The sequence below is a fragment of the Pseudomaricurvus alkylphenolicus genome, assembly GCF_011683955.1.
GTDB classification, from domain to species: Bacteria; Pseudomonadota; Gammaproteobacteria; order Pseudomonadales; family Cellvibrionaceae; genus Pseudomaricurvus; species Pseudomaricurvus alkylphenolicus.
In genome coordinates this window covers 279,807-301,142 of the sequence record NZ_JAAQPI010000004.1, presented here as the reverse complement: position 1 = coordinate 301,142, position 21,336 = coordinate 279,807, and the positions used below count along the sequence as shown (strand labels likewise).

Genomic DNA, 21,336 nt, shown 5'->3' with positions numbered 1-21,336 from the left:
GATGTTGAGGTTTGAACACAAAAACGCTGTCATCACCGGAGCGGCCCAAGGTATAGGACGGGCTACCGCCATGCGTCTTGCCTCTGAGGGTGCATGGGTTGCTTTGGTCGATAGAGAGGAAAACGCCTGCGAGGCGGTGTGCCAGGAGATTCTATCTTCCGGAGGCCGGGCATTTGTGGTTGTGGCCGATCTTGAAACCGCTGTCGGGGTGGACAGTATGTTGACTCAGATTGGGGGCGAATTCGATCGAATTGACGTTCTTGTCAATAATGTGGGCGGCACGCTCTGGACCAAGCCTTTCTGGGAATACAGCGACGAAGAAATGCAGCGAGAGATCAATCGGTCTCTGTGGCCGACCTTGCGATGTTGTCGGGCGGTGATCCCGGGCATGATTCAATGCAGTGCCGGTTCTATCGTCAACGTTGGGTCCGTGGCTACCCGCGGCATTTATCGGGTGCCTTACGCAGCGGCCAAAGGCGGTGTACAGGCGATGACAGTGGCAATGGCCCGAGAGCTCGGAGACCGTGGTGTGCGTGTGAATAGTGTGTCCCCAGGTGCCATCAAAGCCAACCGTGTCATACCCAGGAAGGCGGAAGCGCCGACGGAACAGGAAAGACACTGGCATCGCGATGTGATGACACAGAGCTTACAAGACAGCTATTTGGCGCGTTTGGGAGAGGCGGACGAAGTGGCGGCGACCATCGCTTTTCTGGCGTCGGAGGAAGCCGCCTATATCACGGGCGAGGTTGTACACGTCGCCGGTGGTGGAATCGGGTAACAGAGAAAATACTATGCGAATTACGCAGCTTGGTTATGTTGGGTTTGCCTCGCCCAATGTTGAGCAGTGGCGTTCCTATGCCGCTGAATTTCTGGGAATGGAGGTAAAGGAAACGGACTCCGGCGCGCTTGAATTGCGTATGGATGAACGGCTGCAAAGGATGTTGATCGTCCCTGCCGAAAGCAACGGTCTGGCTTTCCTCGGTTTTGAGGTTGACGATATGGCGGCTTTGGAAGCGTTCGGTGCAGGCTTGTCAGATAGCGGCATTAACGTCCATGCGGGTGACCTGTGTGAGTGCAAAAGTCGGCATGTTCGCAACCTTATCTGGTTTCTGGATCCCGACGGCAACAGGATCGAAATTTATTGCAACGCGGAGCAGGCCCAACAGGCTTTTTTACCCTCTCGTCCTATCGGCGGATTCAGGACCGGTGAACTCGGCATTGGACATGTCGCCTTGACTACCCGGAATTTCAAGGCCATGGGGCGCTTCTACGATAAAGTGCTCGGGCTACGGTTAAGCGACTACGTCGAAGAAAGCCCGTTCAGAGCTTCTTTTTTTCATGTTAATCCCAGGCATCACTCCATTGCCGTGATCGAAAACGAAGCTCAGGGAATCCACCATGTTATGGTGGAATACAACTACCTGGATGACGTGGGCCGACTCTACGACATGGCGTTGGAAAAACCGGATTGTGTCACGGTGACTCTGGGAAGACATTCCAACGATCACATGACGTCGTTTTATTCGAGAACACCAGGCGGCTTTATGATTGAAACCGGTTGGGCGGGACGCCTTATCGACGATGGCTGGGAGCCTCATTCGCTCTATGGCCCCAGCATCTGGGGGCACGAACGCACCTGGCTGCCTCCAGAGGCGAGGGAGGCCGCACGGCTAAAACTCAAATTCGCGGCGGACAAGGGTATTTTGGAGAAGACTCAGGTCAACCACTCTGACGCGTTTGATCTGAAATACTTCCGCTGACCGACAATTGACAATTAAGAGAGTAACCTTCAGAAATGATCATGAAACAACACCTCCTGGGTCTCTGGAATCTCATGTCTATGGAACAGAGGTACGATGACGGCAGAGTCGTTTATCCGTTCGGAGAGGATGTGCAGGGCAAAATCTTTTATGGCGCCGACGGTGCTATGTACTGCGCCATTCAGAAAGCCGGACGCCCTCCATTCAGTACTGGAAAGCAATGGACCGCCAGCGATGAAGAAAAGGCCCGGGCCTATGATCAATATCTCACCTATTTCGGTCGATACACGCTATCCAACGATCAGGTCACCCATCATATCGAAATCAGTCTGTTTCCTGACTGGATTGATAATAATCAACACAGAACAGTGAAACTTGAGGCAGGGGTGCTGTACATCACTGCCAGAATTGAAGAAGGAACACCCGAGGCAAGAACTTCCTACCTGATTTGGGAGAAGGATTCGGGAACCACGCAGACTTCAGGGGATGTATCATGAACCAGAACGATCCGGAAATCGGTTACCGCATTAACGCCAATGGTATAGAAACCAACTATCTTGACCAGGGTGAGGGCCAAGCTATCATCCTGCTGCATGGCTCTGGTGCCGGAGTGACTGCCTATGCAAACTGGCGCCTGACCATACCGGGGTTGGCCAAGTCATTTCGGGTGGTTGCCCCCGATGTTGCCGGTTTTGGCTATACTGAACGTAAGCCGGGTATTGACTACCATCTGGATTTTTGGGTCGACCATATCGCCGGTTTGATGGATGCACTGGACATAGAACAGGCTCACTTTGTGGGCAATTCCTTTGGCGGCGCACTCACCCTGGCGCTGGCGGCACGTTACCCGGAACGGGTGGGGCGGTTTGTCCTGATGGGATCAGTGGGCACCGAGTTTGAGCTGACTGAAGGCTTGGATCAGGCCTGGGGCTATGAACCATCCATTGAAAATATGCAGGCACTGATGGAGTCATTTGCCTATCACACGGAGTTTATCAGTGATGAACTGGTACGTTCGCGTTATGAGGCCAGCGTCCGGCCCGGTTACCAAGAAAGTTTTGCCAGTCTGTTCCCAGCTCCCAGACAAAGACATATCGGCGCTCTGGCAACACCGGAAGCTGCTTTAAAAAGCTTGCCGCATCAGGTATTGATTGTTCATGGTCGCGACGACCGGATCATCCCCTTGGCCAGCAGTTTGAAGCTTCACCAGCTGATAGAACACTCGGACTTGCACGTATTTGGTGAATGCGGCCACTGGACCCAAATTGAAAAAAAGGCGGAGTTCTCCAAATTGATCGAGGAATTCTTTAGTCGCTGATCCGATCCAAAACAACCATACAATAAGAACAGATAACAAAGGTACTATTGGTAATATGCAAAACGATGTCAAAACAGTCGAGCGCCCAACACTGGAGAAGTCGATTTCCTTCAGCAGCTATCTTGGGGTTGGGCTCGGGGCCATTATTGGAATTGGCTGGCTGGTATATGCGGGTCAATGGATCCAGGACGGTGGTCCGCTCGGCGCAATGCTGGCTTTTGCCATCTGTGGGCTGCTGTTGATTCCTGTCGGCAAGTGCTACGCGGAATTGACCTCTGCCTTGCCCGTAGCCGGTGGTGAAATGGCGTTTACTTTTCGGGCCTTCGGCTCTTTGGTGTCCTTTGTAACGGCGTGGGCCCTGGCGCTGAGTTATATTGCGATTACGCCCTTTGAAACCATAGCCATTGGTGCTCTGCTGGAGGCCATGAACAGCGCTCTGGTGACTGAGACCCTGTATTCAATCGGTGGTTACAGGGTCAGCTGGTCCACTATTATTCCGGGCTCTTTAGCTGGAGGGTTTCTGATCTGGTTAAATATTCGTGGCGCGAAGAATTCCGCACAGGCTCAGCTGTGGCTGATCTATGCTATTGCCGGGTGTAGTCTGGTATTCATTACAACGGCACTTGCCAACGGCGACCTCGCCAACCTGATCCCTGCTTTTTCTGCGGCCACGCTCTCAGGTGGGGGTAGCGGTTGGGCGATAGTGCCTGCCTCGATCATCTCGGTGCTTGTGGTCGCTCCCTATTTTATGGCCGGCTTTGATACGATCCCGCAGGCTGCGGAAGAGTCCGGGGTTGAAATGAAACCACAGCAGCTGGGGGTAGCCATTTTGGCGTGCATCATACTGGGTGCCATTTTTTACGTGCTGATTATTCTTGCGGTTGGGATGAGCGTCTCTTCGGAACAGTTGAGCGAGATGCTGAAACAAAAAGACGTGATGCCCACAGCTGAAGTTTTCAGAGTTGCATTTGACACAGAGTGGGCGGCTCAGCTGGTGCTCTTTACTTCACTGTTGGGACTGATATCCACGCTTAACGGCTTTTATATCGCTTCTTCCCGCATTCTCTTCTCCCTCGGTCGCGGTGGTATGATCCCCAGCTGGTTCGGCAAGATACATGAAAAACATCGAACGCCCAGCAATGCGCTGTTGTTCGTTGGTGCTATTTCCCTGTGCGGCCCCTTTATCGGAAAATCGGCGCTGGTGCCCATTGTCAGCAGTGGTTCACTCACCTTTGCATTGGCGCTGTTGATGACCTGTTTGTCGGCCATCCGCCTTCGAAAAATTGCCCCGGATCTGGAACGCCCTTATCGTGCAAGTACGGGCACGCTATACGCCGGTGCCTCCGTTTCACTGTTGTTGGTATTATTGATGACGGTGCCAGGGAGCCCAGGGCAGTTGCAATCAGCAGAGTTCAGTATCGTCGCCCTATGGAGTGTCTTTGGCATTCTGTGTTACTGGGTACGCCAGAGTCGTAAGGATATGAGTCATGAAGAAAGGGCCAATATGATTCTTGGGCACCTCTCTGGAGCTGGTCGCTAGAGGCAGCGGCCACAAGGCGCAGAAATTTGTCAGTTTGACCCCTATAAATGTCGATTCTGACCTTCTAAGGTCCAGCCGCCACCTCCCATAATAAGCATCCGTGCAAAATGACCACACTTGTAACCTGACGGATGACATAATGAAAAAGATGTTCAAACTTGGACTTATACCCCTTCTGCTGACGATGCCGGCGCTGTCGAACGCTCAACAGGACATCAATAAAGTGGAGATTCAGACCGTTGCGGTTACCAAGGACATCTATATGCTGATGGGGCAGGGCGGCAATATCGGCGTTTCTGCGGGGGAGGATGGCGTATTCATGATCGACGATCAGTTTGCTCCGCTGTCTGCCAAGATTCGAAAGTCAGTTTCTGCAATCAGCAAAAAGCCAATCCGGTTTCTCCTCAATACCCACTGGCACTTTGATCATACCGGTGGCAATGAGGCATTCTCGCAAGAGGGTGCCTTGATTGTTGCCCATAACAATGTTCGCGAACGCATGGCAAAGGGGCAATTCGTTCAGGCCTTTAATATGGATATTCCGCCGGCGAATCCCGCTGCTTTACCGGTGTTGACCTTCGATAAGGACATTACTTTTCATTGGAACAACGATGTTATTCGAGTAGAGCACCCGGCCCCGGCGCATACAGATGGCGATGCGGTGGTTTTTTTTGAGAGTGCCAATGTTGTGCACATGGGAGATCTGTATTGGAACGGGCTCTACCCGGTAATTGATGCGGATAGCGGCGGTTCCACCTCCGGTCTGGTGAGGGGCGTAAGAGAGGTGCTGGCAAGGATCGACAACAATACTAAAGTGATTCCTGGCCATGGCCTGCTCGCCTCTAAAGTGGAACTTGAAAACTACCTGCACATGCTGACCACTGTTAATGATCGAGTGAGCAAGTTGAGAGCTGAAGGAAAAACGCTCGAGCAGGTGATTGCCGCCAAACCAACGGCGGATTTTGATTCGACCTGGGGTGTGGCCTATCTCAACGGTGATCAGTGGACCACTATGGTTTACTTGGCGCCCTGAGCTTGCTGCTACGCACAGAATCTTTTCTTAAAGTCTCTGGGCGTCAAACCGATGATTTTGATAAACGTCTTGCGAAAGGCACTGCTATCTTCGTAACCCACTTGATAAGCGATATTGTCGATACTGGTATTAGTGCTTTCGATCAGCTCGCAGGCCTTGCGGATACGTAATCGCTGCAAGTATTCACTGGGGCGATGGCCAGTGGCTTTGAGGAAACGCCGCAAAAAAGTACGTTCGCCGAGGTGCGCACGCTCGGCCAGCGCCTTTACGGTGAGTGCATGGTGAAAGTTGGCTTGCATATAATGTTGTATTTTTAGAATGTCCTCATCGCCGTGATCGAGGCGGGGCGATAGGCTATTGTAGTAACGTTGCTCGCGGGGGCCGGTATCCACAACCATTAGTTTGCCGAGCTTGCGCATGAGGATGGGTGAAGTTAACTGGGCTACCAACTCCAACCCCAAATCCACCCAAGACATCAGACCTCCGGCGGTAATCAGGTCGCCATCGTTAATCAGAATCTTATTGCTATCCAAAGGTACGTTTGGATAGCGCTCTTCAAACTCATGGGACAGATCCCAGTGAGTGGTACAGCGCCGACCTTCGCTTAGGCCGCTGGCAGCAATAATAAATGCACCGGCACAGGCAGAGCATAGGGTGGAACCTTTTGCATGGTGCTTCAGAATCCAATCGAGCAGCTCCTGTTCGGGCTCAAGGTAATACCCCCCACCCAGACTCGGTGGAAGGATCATTACCTTCAGTGAATCAACAGCCATCGTACCCTGCTTGATATCATCCATGGAGATAATGTCAACGGAAAATCGCTGCGGAATATCCTCCTGCTCCGCCACCATATTGGCGAGAGAAAACAATTCTTGCAGTCCGAGCACTGCGGACCGCATACAGCCCGGATAATCAACAATCGCCACAGCAATTGATTGCGTGTCTGAAGCTTTGATAGGGGCTTCTCCTTTTAGCGCATAGCGTTACTACCTGAGAGAACTATTGTCGGGCAATTGAGGTTAACAATCAAAGTACACTTGCGTCTAAAATCTCCGTGTCAATCAACCGCTGCAGGGTCTCCCGGCACTTCTCTTTTACGGCGTCCCTCAGCAATCGCACCGCGGGTGTAATGGACTGACGGCTGGGGCACACCAGCCACAATTCGGTGGGTCTTGGCTGGTACTCCGGCAGTATGCTGACAATATTTCCAGCCAACAAATCTGCGGACACATCCAGGCAGGATTTTGCGGCCAGCCCTTTACCGGCCACACACCAGCGCCGTACCAGATCGCCGTCGTTGGAGGCGCGGTTGCCACTCATTTTGACTTTGAACTGAGAGCCCTGGTGAGAAAACTCCCACACATCGTGAATGATGTCGTGCAGTTGATAAAACAGACCGTTGTAAGCGGGCAGGTCATGGGGATGTGATGGCGTGCCGTGCTGGTCAAGGTATCCCTGCGTGGCACACAGAAGCCTGGGTACATCACAGATCTTAAAGCCATACAAATTGGAATCGCTGGGTGAGCCGTAGCGGATGGCGATATCCACCGCGTCCCGGTAGAAATCGATATTACTGTCGCTGATATTGGCTCGCAGGCTGACCTTGGGGTAGGTCTCCATAAATTCATCCAGCCAGGGTACTACCAGGTTACGACCGAGATCCGACGACACCGCGACCCGGATCTCGCCCTCCACGCTGTCCGAATCCTCCTGCATATTGTGGCGGGCCTGTTCCAGTAATAGCAGGGCCTGCTGGCATTGGGGGATATAGCGCTCACCCGCATTAGAAAGCCTAAGCTGGCGGGTGGTACGGATAAACAATTCTGCCCCTAAAGTGGCCTCCACTCGTTTGAGCGCCGCGCTGGCGGTTGCCGTACGCATATCAAGGTTGGCCGCCGCCGCAGTGATACTGCGAAACTCCGCTACTTTGAGTACCACTCGAAGGTCTTCGATCTGCATATTTTCAAATATTTTTTGATAATGTTTCTTAAATTGTAGTGTTTATTGCGTAGTAATCAAGGCATATCATGGCGCCACATTATCAATTGAACGCCCACTTCGGAGGCTACCTGAACCATGAAAGCTATCGGCTATACCCAATCCCTGCCCATCGACAACTCAGAGTCTCTGTTGGACATTGAACTGCCGCAACCCACCGCCCGTGGACGTGATCTTCTGGTCAAAGTCAAAGCCATCGCCGTAAATCCCGTGGATTACAAGATACGTCAAATGGTGACTCATGATGATGGAAGCCCAAAAGTGATCGGGTGGGACGCTGTTGGGGAGGTAGTCGCCACCGGAGAGCTGGTGACGGGATTCAAGCCGGGCGATGAGGTTTTCTACGCCGGAGATCTCAACCGCCAGGGTAGCAATGCAGAGTACCAACTGGTGGACGAGCTGTTGGTGGGTTTTAAGCCCAAGAGCCTGAAGGATGCCGAAGCCGCGGCGCTTCCCCTTACTGCCATTACAGCATGGGAACTGCTGTTCGAGCACCTCAATATTCAGCAGAAAAGCACTGAGGCATCAAGCCGGGGGGCTCAAGAGGTCATGCTGGTGGTTGGCGCCGCTGGTGGCGTGGGTTCGATTCTGATTCAATTGGCCAAAATTCTGACCAATGCGACCATCGTTGCTACAGCTTCTCGCGCAAGCTCCCGCAATTGGGTGGAAAAGCTGGGAGCGGATCATGTCGTCGACCATACCCAGCCTTTGCAACCGCAAATTGACGCATTGAATATCGGGCAGATTACACACGTAGCCAGCCTCAACAGTACGGAGACTTACTTTGAAACCTATACTGAGTTGCTGCAGCCGTTTGGTAAAATTGCGATGATTGATGATCCTCAGTCGATCGATATTATGAAGATCAAACCCAAAAGCCTGTCGTTACACATCGAGTTTATGTTTGCACGCTCCATGTTCAATGCCGAGGATATGGATGAGCAGAGCAAATTGTTAAATCGGGTGGCGGATCTGGTGGACCAAGGCCACCTCCAAACCACAGTTGGTAAAAATCTGGGAATCATTAATGCGGAAAATCTTAGAGCCGCACATCACGAACTGGAATCGGGAAAGGCGATTGGCAAAATTGTGTTGGAGGGTTTTTAAATTTCATTTCTTGCATAAAGCGTCGCCACGAATACGAAGGGCTGGCGTCGATTCCAATCCTGTTCAGGAGCTTTCTGAATTGATCTACAAGTAGGGTGTGCTTCGAGGACGGTAGTGTGTTAATATGCTGAACATGTTAATTATTGCCAGCATCACTGCCCCAATATTTCTGTTGATTCTGATCGGCTTTGGTGCTGTCAGGTCCGGTCTCCTGCCCCAGGAGACCATTCCGGGTCTGAACCGCTTTGTACTCTATCTGGCTCTGCCGGCACTCATCTTCACCAAGCTCTCTGAGCTGGAGATTGGCAAAGTCCTCAATGTCGATTTTCTATTGATTTATAGCGGTGCTTGTGCGCTGGCGTTTTTTACGGTTTTTGCCATCAGCCGTTGGTTGTTGGGAGACAGCACCAGCTTCGCCGGTCTCAAGGCATTGGGCGGTGCATTTCCCAACAGCGTTTTTATCGGATTTCCGGTTCTGCTGCAATTCTTCGACAGCCCGCCGGCACAGGCACTGGTGATGGTTGTGATGGCCGAGAATCTTGTGCTCTTTCCTCTGGCTTTTGCCTGCCTGGAGACGGCGGCCGGAAGCAAAAACAGTCATTGGAAGGGTATTTTGCTGACGGTGACTCAGAGGCTGGTGAAAAACCCGATTATTATCGCCGTGTTTGCAGGGATCCTGGCGTCACTGGCGCAGTTGGAGTTGGTCGGCTTCGTTGCCATGAGCCTGAAGTTACTGGCCAATGCTGCAGCGCCAGTAGCGTTGTTGATCATCGGTGGTTCTCTGGTGGGGGCGGCCGTTTCAGTACCGATCAGAGATATAGCACTGGTCTCCAGTGCCAAGTTGCTGCTTCATCCCCTGTTGGTGCTCTTGCTTATTCTTACGTTGAGCCCGGGTATGGATCCAATGCTTAAGCAGGCCGCCATTATCTTCGCGGCCTGCCCTATGATGAGTATGTATCCCATTATCGGCTCTTCTTACGGACATCAGAGCTACTGCGCCAGCGTGTTACTGGTGACGACACTGCTTGCATTTGTGACAGTTACATTGGTGCTGGGAATGACATCAGGCTTTTAATCTTTCTGCGTTAAAGCGCGAAGCGGGTACAGAGCCTGCCCCAGGAAGCTTTTTGGCAAAGGTTTTGTGGTTCCGTACTTTGCGGGCCATTTGTCCCCGGGTAAATGGTAAGTCTTAAATAACCAATCAAACACAATAGTATGTGCTGAATAGTTCGTATCAAGCGCCGGCTCTTCTGAACTATGATGCCAATGGTGAAATTGGGGCGTAACAAACAGATATTTTAAAGGGCCAAATGAACAGCTTAGATTGCAGTGAATCAGCACAGCATGTAATGCCGCAAAGGCCACATAAATATTGAGCGCTGTGGTGTCAACTCCGAGCAAATAGAGCGGTACCATTACCATGGCTCTTTCTGAGAACACCTGGAAAAAGTGTCCTCGAGAACCGGCAAGCCAATCCATATTTTCAACAGAATGGTGCACCGCATGAATGGGCCAGAGAATTTTGACTTCGTGATAGAGTCTGTGTTCCCAGTAGAGTACGAAATCAGCGGCCAGAACGGTAAGAACTACCTGAACAAACAAAGGAGTTGATTGGATAAAGCTTTGAACACTTTCACTTACAGCCCACTCAAAGTGTCCCACGTGAAAGTTTGCGTAAATGAGGATGGCGGAGATTGCCAAGTGATTCAGGCAAAAATAAAATAAATCCAGCCCCCACTCACTACGTAATATGACCTGATTTCGGTATTTGGGGAATAGTTTTTCCAAAGTCATAAAAACAAACACTGAACCCAGAAAAGCCAGAATTAGCCAATCGACACCCAATGACAGCTTCTTGGCTTCTACTGGTCCGACCGGAATGGTGTAACCGCCCAAAGCAAATGCAGTCAAAGTCAAGCCAATTCCCACACTGCCCATGCGTCGATATTTTCCCAAAACAAAGGTCAGTGCGCCAAAAAACAGCGAAAAGTACATGCCGTATTTCAGGATATGTTGTAAAAACTCCGCGTCGTAAACCTGGCGAAGTTCCGTTGTAGTTAAATAGGATGGGAATAGATAGGCAAGTACCGCAAGCAGACTTAAAGCACCGAGAAACACAGCACTGTAGCCACTGATCTTGCCGTCACCGACGCGAAATTCCTTGCTGGTATCCAGTGTTACGTGTCGGTCTTGATATTTGAATCCTTCTTTCATGCCGTGCAGTCCCTTTGATTCCATTCACCATGCACCTAATTTTAGGCCAATTTCCGCCGCTTTTACCAGATTTCGCGATCAATTGCTGCTTGCCACGGCCAGCATTGACGTAGGCCCTGCTTCAGGGATAAAGTCTTTAAGAAGCCGCCAAGCCCCCGGTTGCAGTGCATGTTGTGTTGAAATAGCGGAATTGGTCTAGACTTGCTGTTGTTCCAACAGCCCCAGATAACGCTCATAGATGGGGTAGTCCACCATCTTGCCGTCCACGGCTATGGCTTTTTCACCGGCAGCAATAAATGCCTCAACCGCGCGTCGGGCAGTCGCCAGTTCTTCTTCTGAAGGGGAGAATACCTCGTTTAAAACCGACAACTGCCCCGGGTGAATTGCCGGGCAACCCGCCATGCCAACGCGGCGGCCCTGCTCGCAGATTTCTCGAAACCGTTCTGTCTCTGAAAAGTCCGCCAAGGTACCTGGAATACCATAGGGAGTGATACCTTGTGCCCGAGCATGTACTGCCAGCTGCCAACAGGCATTAAACAACAGATCCCGACAGGGCAGGGCGCGGCTGCCCATACGCACCACAAAATCCTCGGAGCCAAACATCAGACCGCCCACGGGCAGATCGGTGGCCAGCAAACTCGGCAGATTCACCAGTCCCAAGGGCGTTTCAATAATCGGGAACAGCCCTTTCTCCTGATCAAGCCTGGAGGAAAAGCACAACAGGTCTTCGGGTTGCTCAACGGTTGGCACCACGATGCCGTCGGCTTGTGCTTCCATGGCCGCTGTGCAGTCTTTGAGGTTCCCGGGGTTTACCCGAACTAACACCGTCTTGCGGGTTTGTCTCAGTTGCTCTACGGCGTCGGAGAGGCAGCCTCGTGCCTCTTCTTTCTGATCATGAGGAATGGAAGCCTCCAAATCCAAAATTACCGCATCGGTTTCCAAACCAATGGCTTTGTTAACAAAACGCTTGGAGGTTGCAGGTACAAACAGAAAAGAACGAAATACCTCGGAACTCACTTGCCACATACGATCACCTGTTCTTGCTCCAGAGCTTGGATGTCACCATCAGTCAGGCCGATTTCTTTCATCAGTAATTTGGTGTCCTGCCCATAGGCCGGGGCCAGTGACCTGATCGCACCGGGGGTGCCGGAAAATCGAGCAGCAATATTGGGCATGGGTACTGTGCCCATGTCAGGGTCGTTGACCTTGACGTAGACGCCCCTTTCTTGAACATGGGTGTCTTCCAGGATTTCCATTGCGTTATAAAGCGGTCCTGCGGTAATACCCTGCGCTTCAAAAAACGCCAGACACTCTTCTGCGCTGCGTTCACCGATAAAGTTGCCGATAATCACATCCAATTCGTCGCTATTGCGGATACGATCTTCATTGGTCTTGAAGTTGGGATTGTCGATCAGATCTTCTCGGCCAATGGCCCGAAACAACCGATCGACCATGGACTGCATGGAGGCGGAGAGGGCGATATAGCGACCGTCTTTTGATAGGTAAAGATTACGAGGGGCAGCCACTTCGCCCTTGTTGCCGGTTCTGGGTATGGGGCGGCCGGTAGCCTGGCACACGGCGGGGTCAGCGCCGAGAAAACTGACGATGCCGTCCAGCAACGCAAGGTCAATCACCTGGCCATTGCCACCCCTGACCTCCACCTCCCGAAGGGCGGCCAGTAAGGAGAAGGCACCGGTGATCCCGGTAATCATGTCCGCCAGTCCCAGGTTGGGCAGCAGTGGGTCGCCGTCTGGAAAGCCCGATTTGGCCGCAAAACCGGAGAAGGCTTCCACCAAAGTGCCGAATCCGGGTTTATGGCTATAGGGCCCATCCTGCCCCCAGCCACTGACTCTGGCGATGACCAGCTTGGGATTGATCTCATGCAGTAGCTCCGGGCCCAGACCAAACTTTTCCATACCGCCGGGTTTAAAGTTTTCGATCAGGGCATCCGCGCCGCGAACCAGATCCAGCAGTAGCTGGCGGCCCTTGTCACAACGGGTATAGTCCAGGGCCAGGCTCTTCTTGTTGCGTGCCAGTACCTTCCAAGTGGCGTCGACACCGTTGTTGGTGAACTTGCGCAGGGGGTCGGGCTGGCGAGCGTCTTCGATCTTGATCACCTCCGCACCGAGGTCTGCCAGGTGATAGCTGAGGAAGTTGCCCGCCAACAGGCGAGACAGGTCCAGTACTCGCATACCCTTCAGTGGCCCCAGATTAGGTGCCCCCATTTGAATCTCTTTCATATAAGCCCTTCCCGCGATGTGTTGATCGTGAGTTCCAGCTTATGGGAGCGGCTGCGGCGGCTGGTAATACCGTTTCGAAATACGGTAATCAAAATCGGGATGGCCATAAAGTATTCGCATAGCCCATCTCGAATGGATATTGGTCCCTGGCAAACGGGGTCTTTAGGCTGGTTGATACGGATTTGGGCAACTATCAACGCCCAACACTGAAAATCGAGCAATAATATAAACAAGGTGGAGACTGAGCATGAAAAGAGCGGTATTGGCACTGAGCATCGCAGGGGCTCTAAGCGGGGGCGACGTGGCCCTGGCTAACGAAGCACTGCAGATCGAGGAAATCCAGGTAACGGCGCGCCGGGTTGAGGAGGATATGCAGTCCGTACCGCTGTCTGTGGTGGCCATGGGGGCGGAAAACCTCGAAAAGCGCAATATTTCCAACCTGGGTGACCTGAACACAGTGATTCCCAATCTGACCATCGGCTCCGGTGGCGGTTTCGGGGGATCCATTTCCAGTATCTTTATTCGCGGTATCGGTCAGGATCGCAGTGCGTCTACAGCGGAGTCCGGGGTGGGCACCTATATTGACGGCATCTTCCTGGGACAGAGTGACGGTGGTCTGATCGACTTGGTGGATGCCGAACGCATTGAGGTTCTGAGGGGCCCCCAGGGCACCCTGTTTGGTAAGAACTCCATTGGCGGTGCCATTAACTATGTCTCCAAACGCCCTTCCAACGAAAAGGAGGGGCGTCTGAAGTTTACCGTCGGCGAATTTGACCGCCTGGACGTCGAAGGCATGGTGAACCTGCCCCTGACGGACGATATGGCGGTGCGTCTGTCCGCTCTGAGCAAGACCCGCGACGGACATGTCAAAGACGTCTTTGACCCCAATAACCCGGTGGATCTGGGCAATACGGACGTTTCTGCTATTCGCGGTCAGCTGATGTGGGATGTCAATCAGGATCTGCAAGTGAATTTTACCTATGACTGGGTCAGCAGCAAGTCCAACGGCGGCGCGCAGAATATTATCGAAGGCAACCCCAGTGCGCCGCTCTTGTCCGGGTCCGGGGAGCCGGTACCTACTCCCACTGGAGACTTGTTTACCAGCCGTCTGAGTGCCGACACCTTCTCGGATTATGAAGGCTACGGACTGGGCATGGTCATAGAATGGGAGCTGGGTGATCTGGTGCTGAAATCCCTGACGTCTTACCGTACCTTCGACAGCAGCTTTATCGTGGACTTTGATGGTTCTGCGGCCGTGCTGCGCGATGAACTGGTGGTTCGCGACCATGATCAGATTCAGCAGGAATTCCAGCTACAGGGCAGCTTGTTTGACGACAAGGTCGACTATCTGGTGGGTCTGTTTATGTACAACGAAAACCCCACGGATGATCGTAGACAGCAGCGCAATACTTTGGGTGGGCTAAATCAATTGGCGTTCGAAGAAGAGACCGACAGCTACGCTCTGTTTGGCGAAGCCAATATTCACGTGTCCGATAAACTGGATGTTACCTTGGGCGTACGTGGAACCCGTGAAGACAAGTGGATTATCAGTGAGCGCAACGGGGTAACCGGCCAAGCTGAGGAAGAGTTCTCCTCCGTCACCTATCGTCTTTCTACCACTTATCATTGGTCTGAGGATTTCATGGTGTACGCCTCTGCCGCCAGCGGTTTCAAGAGCGGAGGCTTTAATGATCGCTCACCCATTCCAGGCGCCCCTTATGACGGTCTAAACCCATTCGATGAAGAGTTGGCCGACACCTACGAGATCGGTGTAAAGAGCGACTTCTGGGACGGCCGTGCACGGTTGAATGCGGCTCTGTTTCACACGGATTACACGGATCTGCAGCTTCCGGCACTGGTAGGGCAGGATGTTCGTGTGACCAATGTGGGCACTGCAGAGATCGACGGTATCGAGTTTGATCTGACTCTGTTGTTGAGTGAAAACGTCCAATTGAATATGGCCGGCGCCTTAATGGATGCCCGCATTACCGACGACGGCGGCAACGAAGATATTTCTGAAGGGACACAGCTGGCCCGTTCACCGGATGCGTCCTATTCGGTGGGTGCGGAGTACTTGCTCAACGATGTGTTTGCCGGCGGCAACTTGAGTGCGCGACTGGATTGGGGTTGGAAGGATGATTATCGTTTGGTGACACCGGAGCCCAACTCGGTTACCCAGGAGGCATTTGGGTTGCTCAGTGCGCGCTTGACTTATACCAGCGAGGATGAGGACTATCGAGTATCACTGTTCGCCACCAACTTGAATGATGAAGAGTACCTGACCAGTGGATTGAACCTGTTGAACACCCCCTTCGGAGCGACGACGGTTGACGTCGGCCGACCGCAGGAATGGGGGCTTTCACTCGAGATGAACTTCTAGGGGGGGCACAAAACCGCGCCACTTGGTGGGCAATCAAACGGCGGATTACGCTTACGCGAATCCGCCCTACGAATTCTGTACAACCACCTTAAGTACCGAACCCGTAGGGCGGAATAGCCGCAACGCGGCGTAATCCGCCGTTGATCGGCACGAGGTCCAAAGAGGAATTTTCTATGGTATATCGACAGTCATTGCTGCGGGCGCTGGTGACCACTGTGGCACTCTGCCTGCCACAGTGGCTCACCGCAAACACCGACATTCTACGCCTGACTCACAGCGTGCCCGGTCAGATGCCGATCGCTCGGTTGGTTGACGAGTGGGCGCAACGCATCGAACAACGGGCGCAGGGCCGCCTGACCATCAAGATCTATCCCGGCAACCAGTTACTGCGTACCAAAAGCATGGTACCTTCAGTGATTCGTGGGCACGTGAATGCCGCAATGATCTCCAATCTGGATTGGGGGCTGACTATTCCCGAGATGGGGATTTTTTCCTTACCCTTCGGGTTCTCAGGCTATGAGGAATTCAGTGATTTTCTGCGCTCACCCGCGCTCGCTGACTCAGACATGTTTGCGCCCGTTGGAGTTCACAACCTGGGTTGGGTATGGGTGACCGACAATCAGGGGTTTACGTCTAACAACGGCCCTCTGGTGACTCCTGAGCACTTCCGGCAACTCAAGATTCGGGGCATGAACCCGGTCATCAATGCCTCACTAATGGCCCTTGGCGCAGCACCGGTCAGCATGAGTGGCGGTGAGGCCTATCAGGCGCTGGAAACCAACCTGATTCAGGCATCGGTGACCACCTTGCCGGCGGTCTACCGGCGCCGGTACTTTGAGGTGCAGGACTGGTGCACCATTTCTCCACTCTTTGTTACCGTTTTCTCGTTGGTGGTGAACAAGCAATGGTGGGATCAGCAGGATGAATCCGTAAAGCAGATTATTTCGGAAGAAGGCCGCTGGCTTGAACAGCAATCTGTTCTGTTGGCCAAACGCGAAGATGCAAGCCTGCCCGATATGATTGCAAGCAGCGGTATGCAGGTATATCAACAGACAAAAGCCGACATTGCCGTCTTGCGCGCACAAGTCATGGATGAGTGGCGCCAGTCATTTCTTCAGACCTCTGGTGCAAAAGGGTTGGCGTTGCTAAAGCACTTTGAACAGTGGCGAGCCGATCGCCCCTGGGGGCGTTCATTGCAGGAGGAAAACAACGATGAATAAAGCACTTCCTCTGCCAGGACGCTTTCGATCGTCAGTACGATTACTCAATGAGCTTGCCATTCAATTCAGTGCGCTATTGATCGTGGTTATGGCGATATTGATCGTATCAGGAGTGTTCAGCAGATACCTGCTGGCGCTGCCTATTGTCTGGATCGACGAGTTGATCTCTACCTTTATTCCGCTGTTATCGATGTTGGTGACCAGCTACCTGATCGAGCGAAAAGGGCACGTCAGTGTGGACTTGCTGGTTAATCGCATGGCGGCGAAAAGGGCACGCTTGTGTGTACTCTTTTCTGTGTTGTGTGGTTTGGTCGTATCCGTTTCCATTTTGGTATCCGGCTGGCAATCGGTGGTGTTTCTCTATGAATACCAGATCCGCTCGCCCAGCCTGCTCGGAATACCCGACTGGGTCAGCCAGTTAAGTCTGCCCTTGGGGGGCGTCTTGATGTCGCTTTCATGCCTGGCATTGTTCCGGGATCTTTTGTCTCAGCCTGATAATAAAGAGGTACAAAGCGTTGGGTGAATTACTGGTAATAACCTTTTTGTTGCTCCTGCTGTGCCTGGGGGTGCCGGTGTTCGTCGCGCTCTGTTTATCCTCTATGGCGGCCCTGGTGGCCATTGAGGGATGGGTCGGTTTGGAGCATTTGGCGGATATTATTTTTGCGCGTCTGGATACTTATGCATTTGTCGCCATTCCCATGTTTGCGCTGATGGCGCAAATTCTGCTGAAGACGAATGCGCTGGCTGATGTCTATAACAGCGTAAACCGCTTGCTCGGCAGAGTTCGTAGCGGCGTGGGTTTTACCACCATTGGCGTGGCCACGGTATTCTCGGCGGTATCCGGTTCTTCTGTGGCGACGGCGGTGACCCTGAGCGATACATCAATCCCACAGATGATCAAACACGGTTATTCCAAACGCTCTGCCTATGGACTGGTCGCGGCTTCCGGAACATTGGGTATTCTGATTCCGCCTTCGATTGCATTGATTGTATACGGCGTTATCGCCGATGTATCCATCTCCGGACTGTTTATTGCCGCTTTGGGTCCGGCTTTGCTGTTGATAGCGCTATTTGCAAGCTACGATCGCCTGGCACATCGTCCTTCAGAGCAATGCGATCAGGAGTATGGGCGCAAAGATCTTAACCAGGCTGTCGGGTCGAACAAGTGGCGGGTGCTCTCAGTGGCGGGTCTTCCCGTACTGATTATTGCCGGACTCTACGGAGGTGTCTTCACCCCGTCGGAAGCCGGCGCCATCGGTGTGTTACTGGCGTTGGGTATCGCCACTCTGGCCTATAAGAGTTTTAGACTCTCCGATTGCCACGCCGCCGCTAAACGCTCCGCGGAAACCTCCGGCATGGTGTTCGCCGTCATTGCCGGCGCGGCAGTCTTTGGCCATGTCATTGTGCTGGCAGAAACCCCTCAATTTATGCTGCAATGGGTAGCGGAGATGGAACTCAGCGCTCTCGGTTTTTTATGCGGTCTGATGTTTTTCCTGTTTATCCTCGGCATGTTTTTAGAGGGGGCCTCTATCACACTGGTCACTACACCGCTGGTGCTACCAGTGTTGGACATGCTCGGCATTGACCGCATGTGGTACGGTATTCTGCTTGTGATCAATCTGGAAATGTCTTTAATATCCCCCCCGGTTGGACTAAATTTAATGGTAATCAAAGGCGCTACCGGAGCCGAGTTCTCGGATGTTGTACTCGGTGCTTTGCCCTATGTATTACTGATGATGGTGTCACTGGTGATATTGGCATTGTTCCCGGGAATCGCCCTGTTTTTACCGCAACTGATGGGATAGTCACGAATGGATATCAAACACCTCAACGCGTTGATTGCCATCGCCGAAGCCGGCAGTATCAGTCGGGCGGCAGAACAGATTTACATTGCCCAGCCGGCGCTCAGCAATCGTCTGGGGGCGCTGGAGGATGAACTCGGTGTTAAGCTGTTTGTTCGCTCGCACAAGGGTGTCACCTTGACTGACGCCGGTCAAAAGGTCTATGCACATGCCAAGGTGATCGTTAAGTCGGCCAACGCCGTACTGGAGGACGTGAAAGAGAGCACCGGTCAACCGGTCGGCAATGTTGCGGTGGGCTGCCAACACAGCCTGGCCGGCATTATCGGCGCCGGTATCATGCAGCAAGTCGTGGGTCGTTATCCGGGCATAAAGCTGGACTTTCGCTCCGGCAATACCGAAGAGCTGTTTAAGTCACTTTCCAACTCGAATATTGACATGGCGGTTGTGCACAAAGACGTGTCTATCTATAAGGATGATGAAAAAGTTCATATGGAAAGCCTGTTTACCGCCAGTGCCCTGGAACACCACCCGTTGTTTGAGGAGGAAATTCTGTTCGTTTCTTCCGAAGCGTTAACCGACCAGAAACAACCGGGAGTCAGTTCGATACCGATTGAAGCGCTGAAACAAGTTCGGCTGGTGGTGCCACCGATCAATCACGCCATTACCCGCAACCTGGACTGGATCGCCAGCGCCGGCGGCGTTGAGATGAACTATATCGGGCACAGCGATTCGGTGGATCTGATCTTCAAACTGGTCGCTTCTGGTTTTTGCTGTTCTATTCTGCCTCGGCAAACAATCAATGATCTCGACCCGGAAGGGAACCTGCACTACTACCGTATCGATAACTATCGCATAATGCGCAGCATTACCCTCTGCTGTTCTCCTTACCTGCATATGCATTCCAGTTCTACAGCGGTGAAGGACGGTGTTATCGAGTTTGTCCGACAAGAGTTGGTTGAACAAAAAACAAGTTCTTGATGCTGGGCTTGTGTTCAACGATTTTTTCGGCTGGTGGTCCTTGAACTATTGATTCTTGGGTGATTTGGTAATAGCGGAAGTTCTGATCTAATGCAGGTTTCAGCCAATTCCGGACATTGCACTGTTACTCTGCCTGTGAATTCTTTATGGAGGGAGTCCGAGCCAAAGCAGTCATAGAGTTGATACTACTTGGACGTATGAATGTCGGGAGTTGGAGTCTCTGCGGAAGGTCAGTTCTACAAGCATCAACTGTTGTCGTGTGATCAAGGGAATTCACTCCGTCGAATTCCCGGTGCTCCAAGTTTCAACTGTCAGTTATTGCTCTTTTCTGAAAATTCCCATTGTGACGACCAAAGAATACTAACTTTATTTGGAACTGATCAGCTAGATTTGGGTGATGTTGGAAATCTGTAGTCTATGTAATCCAAACGTTTACATATTGTTAACTGGGAAATCGATCGATGACAACGGAGAACTTAAGTTTAGTAGAGAGTTCTGTTGGATCTATTCATTTTTTTGACCAAAAACCGATAGCATACCAACAACTCAAGTTGTTTTGGTTGGAGATACAAAAATCTAATTTGTTCAAAGCCAAGGAAACGAATATACCAGAAACTACCACACATGAACTTCACAATTTCTATAATCCCTCCACACTCAGCGCCGTTTGTACAGCCGGCCGAGCTGCAATTCTTTCGAAGAATACCTCTAGCTTAGAAGGAATACTCAACTGTAGGTGTTTCGCCCATAACAATGTGACGAATAAATAGGCATCAGCTGCTGAAAAGGTTTCTCCCATCAAATAATCGCTTTTTAACATATCAGAAATGTATCCCAGACGATTCATTAACCTATCTTTGGTTTCAGAGATTGTCGCTGTATCCGAACTACGAATCAATGGACGAAAGCTCTTGTGAATTTCAGTGCTGATAAAACTCAACCACTGCTGATGCTGATATCGGGTAAACGTGCCTTCTAGGGGTGCCAACTCGGATTGAGGTCGTTGGTCGGCGAGATATTGTGCGACCACTTGCACTTCGGATAGGCGAGATTCATCGTCGAGAATCAATAAAGGCACCAGTCCCAGCTTAGTTATTCGAAAGTAGTCGGTGCCATCTTCTACCCTGTGGGTTTTGACGTCCACTTTGATTAGTTCAATATCCAAATCCGCTTCTCTTGCAATTATATGCGGAACCAACGAACAACCACCTGGGGTATAGTAGAGTTTCATAGATTTTCTCTCGGAAGTTTAATCAGCTATTGATCGGTATTGGCCAGCAAAAAACAGCAGAGGCTTTTCGTCCGCCTCATGATTGGCCTCAAGAACCCGACCCACAAGGATAACGTGATCCCCACCATCGAGTCTTTCAAATATCTCGCATTCAAAACACGCTAATGATTCTCTGAGAACCGGGCAATCGGTGTTGCCTCTCGTCCAGTCGCCTTCCTTCAGATTGTGGTCACCTCGGCGTGAATAGCGTCCGGACAACGCCTGTTGATCTTCTTTCAAAATATTGACGGCGTATCGCTCTGTCGACTCAAAGTGATTAAAACAATCCGAGGTCTTTGCGATACTCCAAATCACCAGTGGTGGGTCCAGAGATAGCGAGGCGAAAGAGTTGATGGTCATGCCGATGGGGGAAGCGTCCGCTATCTCGCTGGTGATCACGCAGACACCTGTGGCAAACTTCCCAAGCGCATCGCGCAATGAACGTGTGTCAATAGACATGGACTTCTCCTAATAAT

At 51.9% G+C, this 21,336-nt stretch carries 20 protein-coding genes; 13 read left to right on the top strand and 7 right to left on the bottom strand.

Features of this window, described 5'->3' with window-relative positions:
- The first annotated feature begins 1 nt into the window (after position 1).
- From HBA55_RS13100 to HBA55_RS13075, 6 genes are all read left to right on the top strand, one after another.
- Positions 2-778: a 1,6-dihydroxycyclohexa-2,4-diene-1-carboxylate dehydrogenase gene (locus tag HBA55_RS13100; protein WP_166991724.1), complete on the top strand. Its 777-nt coding sequence runs from the start codon at positions 2-4 to the stop codon at positions 776-778.
- A gap of 13 nt (positions 779-791) precedes the next feature.
- Positions 792-1,760, top strand: coding sequence for a VOC family protein (locus tag HBA55_RS13095; protein ID WP_166991721.1), 969 nt, complete (start codon positions 792-794; stop codon positions 1,758-1,760).
- 41 nt (positions 1,761-1,801) lie between these two features.
- Complete coding sequence (locus HBA55_RS13090) at positions 1,802-2,257, top strand: lipocalin-like domain-containing protein (RefSeq protein ID WP_206019787.1); 456 nt, start codon at positions 1,802-1,804, stop codon at positions 2,255-2,257.
- Positions 2,254-3,078, top strand: a complete 825-nt coding sequence (locus HBA55_RS13085) for an alpha/beta fold hydrolase (protein WP_166991718.1) — start codon at positions 2,254-2,256, stop codon at positions 3,076-3,078. The genes HBA55_RS13090 and HBA55_RS13085 overlap by 4 nt, the downstream gene beginning before the upstream one ends.
- Positions 3,079-3,133: 55 nt before the next feature.
- Entirely contained in the window at positions 3,134-4,618 is a 1,485-nt protein-coding gene (locus tag HBA55_RS13080) for an APC family permease (protein ID WP_166991715.1), read from the top strand.
- Positions 4,619-4,757: 139 nt separating this feature from the next.
- On the top strand, positions 4,758-5,651 hold the full coding sequence (locus HBA55_RS13075) for an MBL fold metallo-hydrolase (RefSeq protein WP_240946054.1): 894 nt from the start codon (positions 4,758-4,760) through the stop codon (positions 5,649-5,651).
- Between the two features lie 8 nt (positions 5,652-5,659).
- On the opposite strand, the gene HBA55_RS13070 is transcribed toward HBA55_RS13075, so the two are convergent.
- Positions 5,660-6,538, bottom strand: coding sequence for a helix-turn-helix domain-containing protein (locus tag HBA55_RS13070; RefSeq protein WP_206019786.1), 879 nt, complete (start codon positions 6,536-6,538; stop codon positions 5,660-5,662).
- A gap of 139 nt (positions 6,539-6,677) precedes the next feature.
- Positions 6,678-7,610 carry a LysR family transcriptional regulator gene (locus HBA55_RS13065; RefSeq protein ID WP_166991712.1) on the bottom strand — a complete coding sequence of 311 codons (933 nt, stop codon included), beginning with the start codon at positions 7,608-7,610 and terminating at the stop codon, positions 6,678-6,680.
- A gap of 117 nt (positions 7,611-7,727) precedes the next feature.
- On the opposite strand from HBA55_RS13065, the gene HBA55_RS13060 reads away from it, so the two are divergent.
- Complete coding sequence (locus HBA55_RS13060; protein ID WP_166991709.1) at positions 7,728-8,756, top strand: zinc-binding alcohol dehydrogenase family protein; 1,029 nt, start codon at positions 7,728-7,730, stop codon at positions 8,754-8,756.
- A 124-nt stretch (positions 8,757-8,880) separates the two neighbouring features.
- A complete protein-coding gene (locus HBA55_RS13055; protein WP_166991706.1) occupies positions 8,881-9,831 on the top strand; it encodes an AEC family transporter in 951 nt (316 codons plus the stop codon).
- On the opposite strand, the gene HBA55_RS13050 is transcribed toward HBA55_RS13055, so the two are convergent.
- From HBA55_RS13050 to HBA55_RS13040, 3 genes are all read right to left on the bottom strand, one after another.
- On the bottom strand, positions 9,828-10,994 hold the full coding sequence (locus HBA55_RS13050; protein ID WP_206019785.1) for a sterol desaturase family protein: 1,167 nt from the start codon (positions 10,992-10,994) through the stop codon (positions 9,828-9,830). The two genes, HBA55_RS13055 and HBA55_RS13050, sit on opposite strands and share 4 nt — an antisense overlap.
- Positions 10,995-11,165: 171 nt before the next feature.
- Positions 11,166-11,996, bottom strand: coding sequence for an HpcH/HpaI aldolase/citrate lyase family protein (locus HBA55_RS13045; protein WP_166991703.1), 831 nt, complete (start codon positions 11,994-11,996; stop codon positions 11,166-11,168).
- A complete protein-coding gene (locus HBA55_RS13040) occupies positions 11,984-13,210 on the bottom strand; it encodes a CaiB/BaiF CoA transferase family protein (protein WP_166991700.1) in 1,227 nt (408 codons plus the stop codon). Before HBA55_RS13040 ends, HBA55_RS13045 begins: the two co-directional genes overlap by 13 nt.
- A gap of 247 nt (positions 13,211-13,457) precedes the next feature.
- On the opposite strand from HBA55_RS13040, the gene HBA55_RS13035 reads away from it, so the two are divergent.
- The 5 genes from HBA55_RS13035 to HBA55_RS13015 all read left to right on the top strand — a co-directional run bounded on the left by HBA55_RS13035 (position 13,458) and on the right by HBA55_RS13015 (position 19,590).
- The gene (locus tag HBA55_RS13035; RefSeq protein ID WP_166991697.1) at positions 13,458-15,590 is read left to right on the top strand and encodes a TonB-dependent receptor; all 2,133 of its coding nucleotides are present in this window, start codon (positions 13,458-13,460) and stop codon (positions 15,588-15,590) included.
- Between the two features lie 173 nt (positions 15,591-15,763).
- Positions 15,764-16,810 (top strand): TRAP transporter substrate-binding protein DctP, encoded by a 1,047-nt coding sequence (dctP, locus tag HBA55_RS13030; protein WP_166991694.1) that lies wholly within the window; start codon positions 15,764-15,766, stop codon positions 16,808-16,810.
- A complete protein-coding gene (locus HBA55_RS13025; RefSeq protein ID WP_166991691.1) occupies positions 16,803-17,333 on the top strand; it encodes a TRAP transporter small permease in 531 nt (176 codons plus the stop codon). Before dctP ends, HBA55_RS13025 begins: the two co-directional genes overlap by 8 nt.
- Complete coding sequence (locus HBA55_RS13020; protein WP_166991688.1) at positions 17,326-18,615, top strand: TRAP transporter large permease; 1,290 nt, start codon at positions 17,326-17,328, stop codon at positions 18,613-18,615. Before HBA55_RS13025 ends, HBA55_RS13020 begins: the two co-directional genes overlap by 8 nt.
- A 6-nt stretch (positions 18,616-18,621) precedes the next feature.
- Complete coding sequence (locus HBA55_RS13015; protein ID WP_166991685.1) at positions 18,622-19,590, top strand: LysR family transcriptional regulator; 969 nt, start codon at positions 18,622-18,624, stop codon at positions 19,588-19,590.
- A 640-nt stretch (positions 19,591-20,230) separates the two neighbouring features.
- Here the strand turns inward: HBA55_RS13015 and gstA are convergent.
- Both gstA and HBA55_RS13005 read right to left on the bottom strand, forming a co-directional pair.
- Positions 20,231-20,821, bottom strand: coding sequence for a glutathione transferase GstA (gene gstA, locus HBA55_RS13010; RefSeq protein WP_166991682.1), 591 nt, complete (start codon positions 20,819-20,821; stop codon positions 20,231-20,233).
- 18 nt (positions 20,822-20,839) lie between these two features.
- Positions 20,840-21,319: a flavin reductase family protein gene (locus HBA55_RS13005; RefSeq protein WP_166991679.1), complete on the bottom strand. Its 480-nt coding sequence runs from the start codon at positions 21,317-21,319 to the stop codon at positions 20,840-20,842.
- Positions 21,320-21,336: the final 17 nt, after the last annotated feature.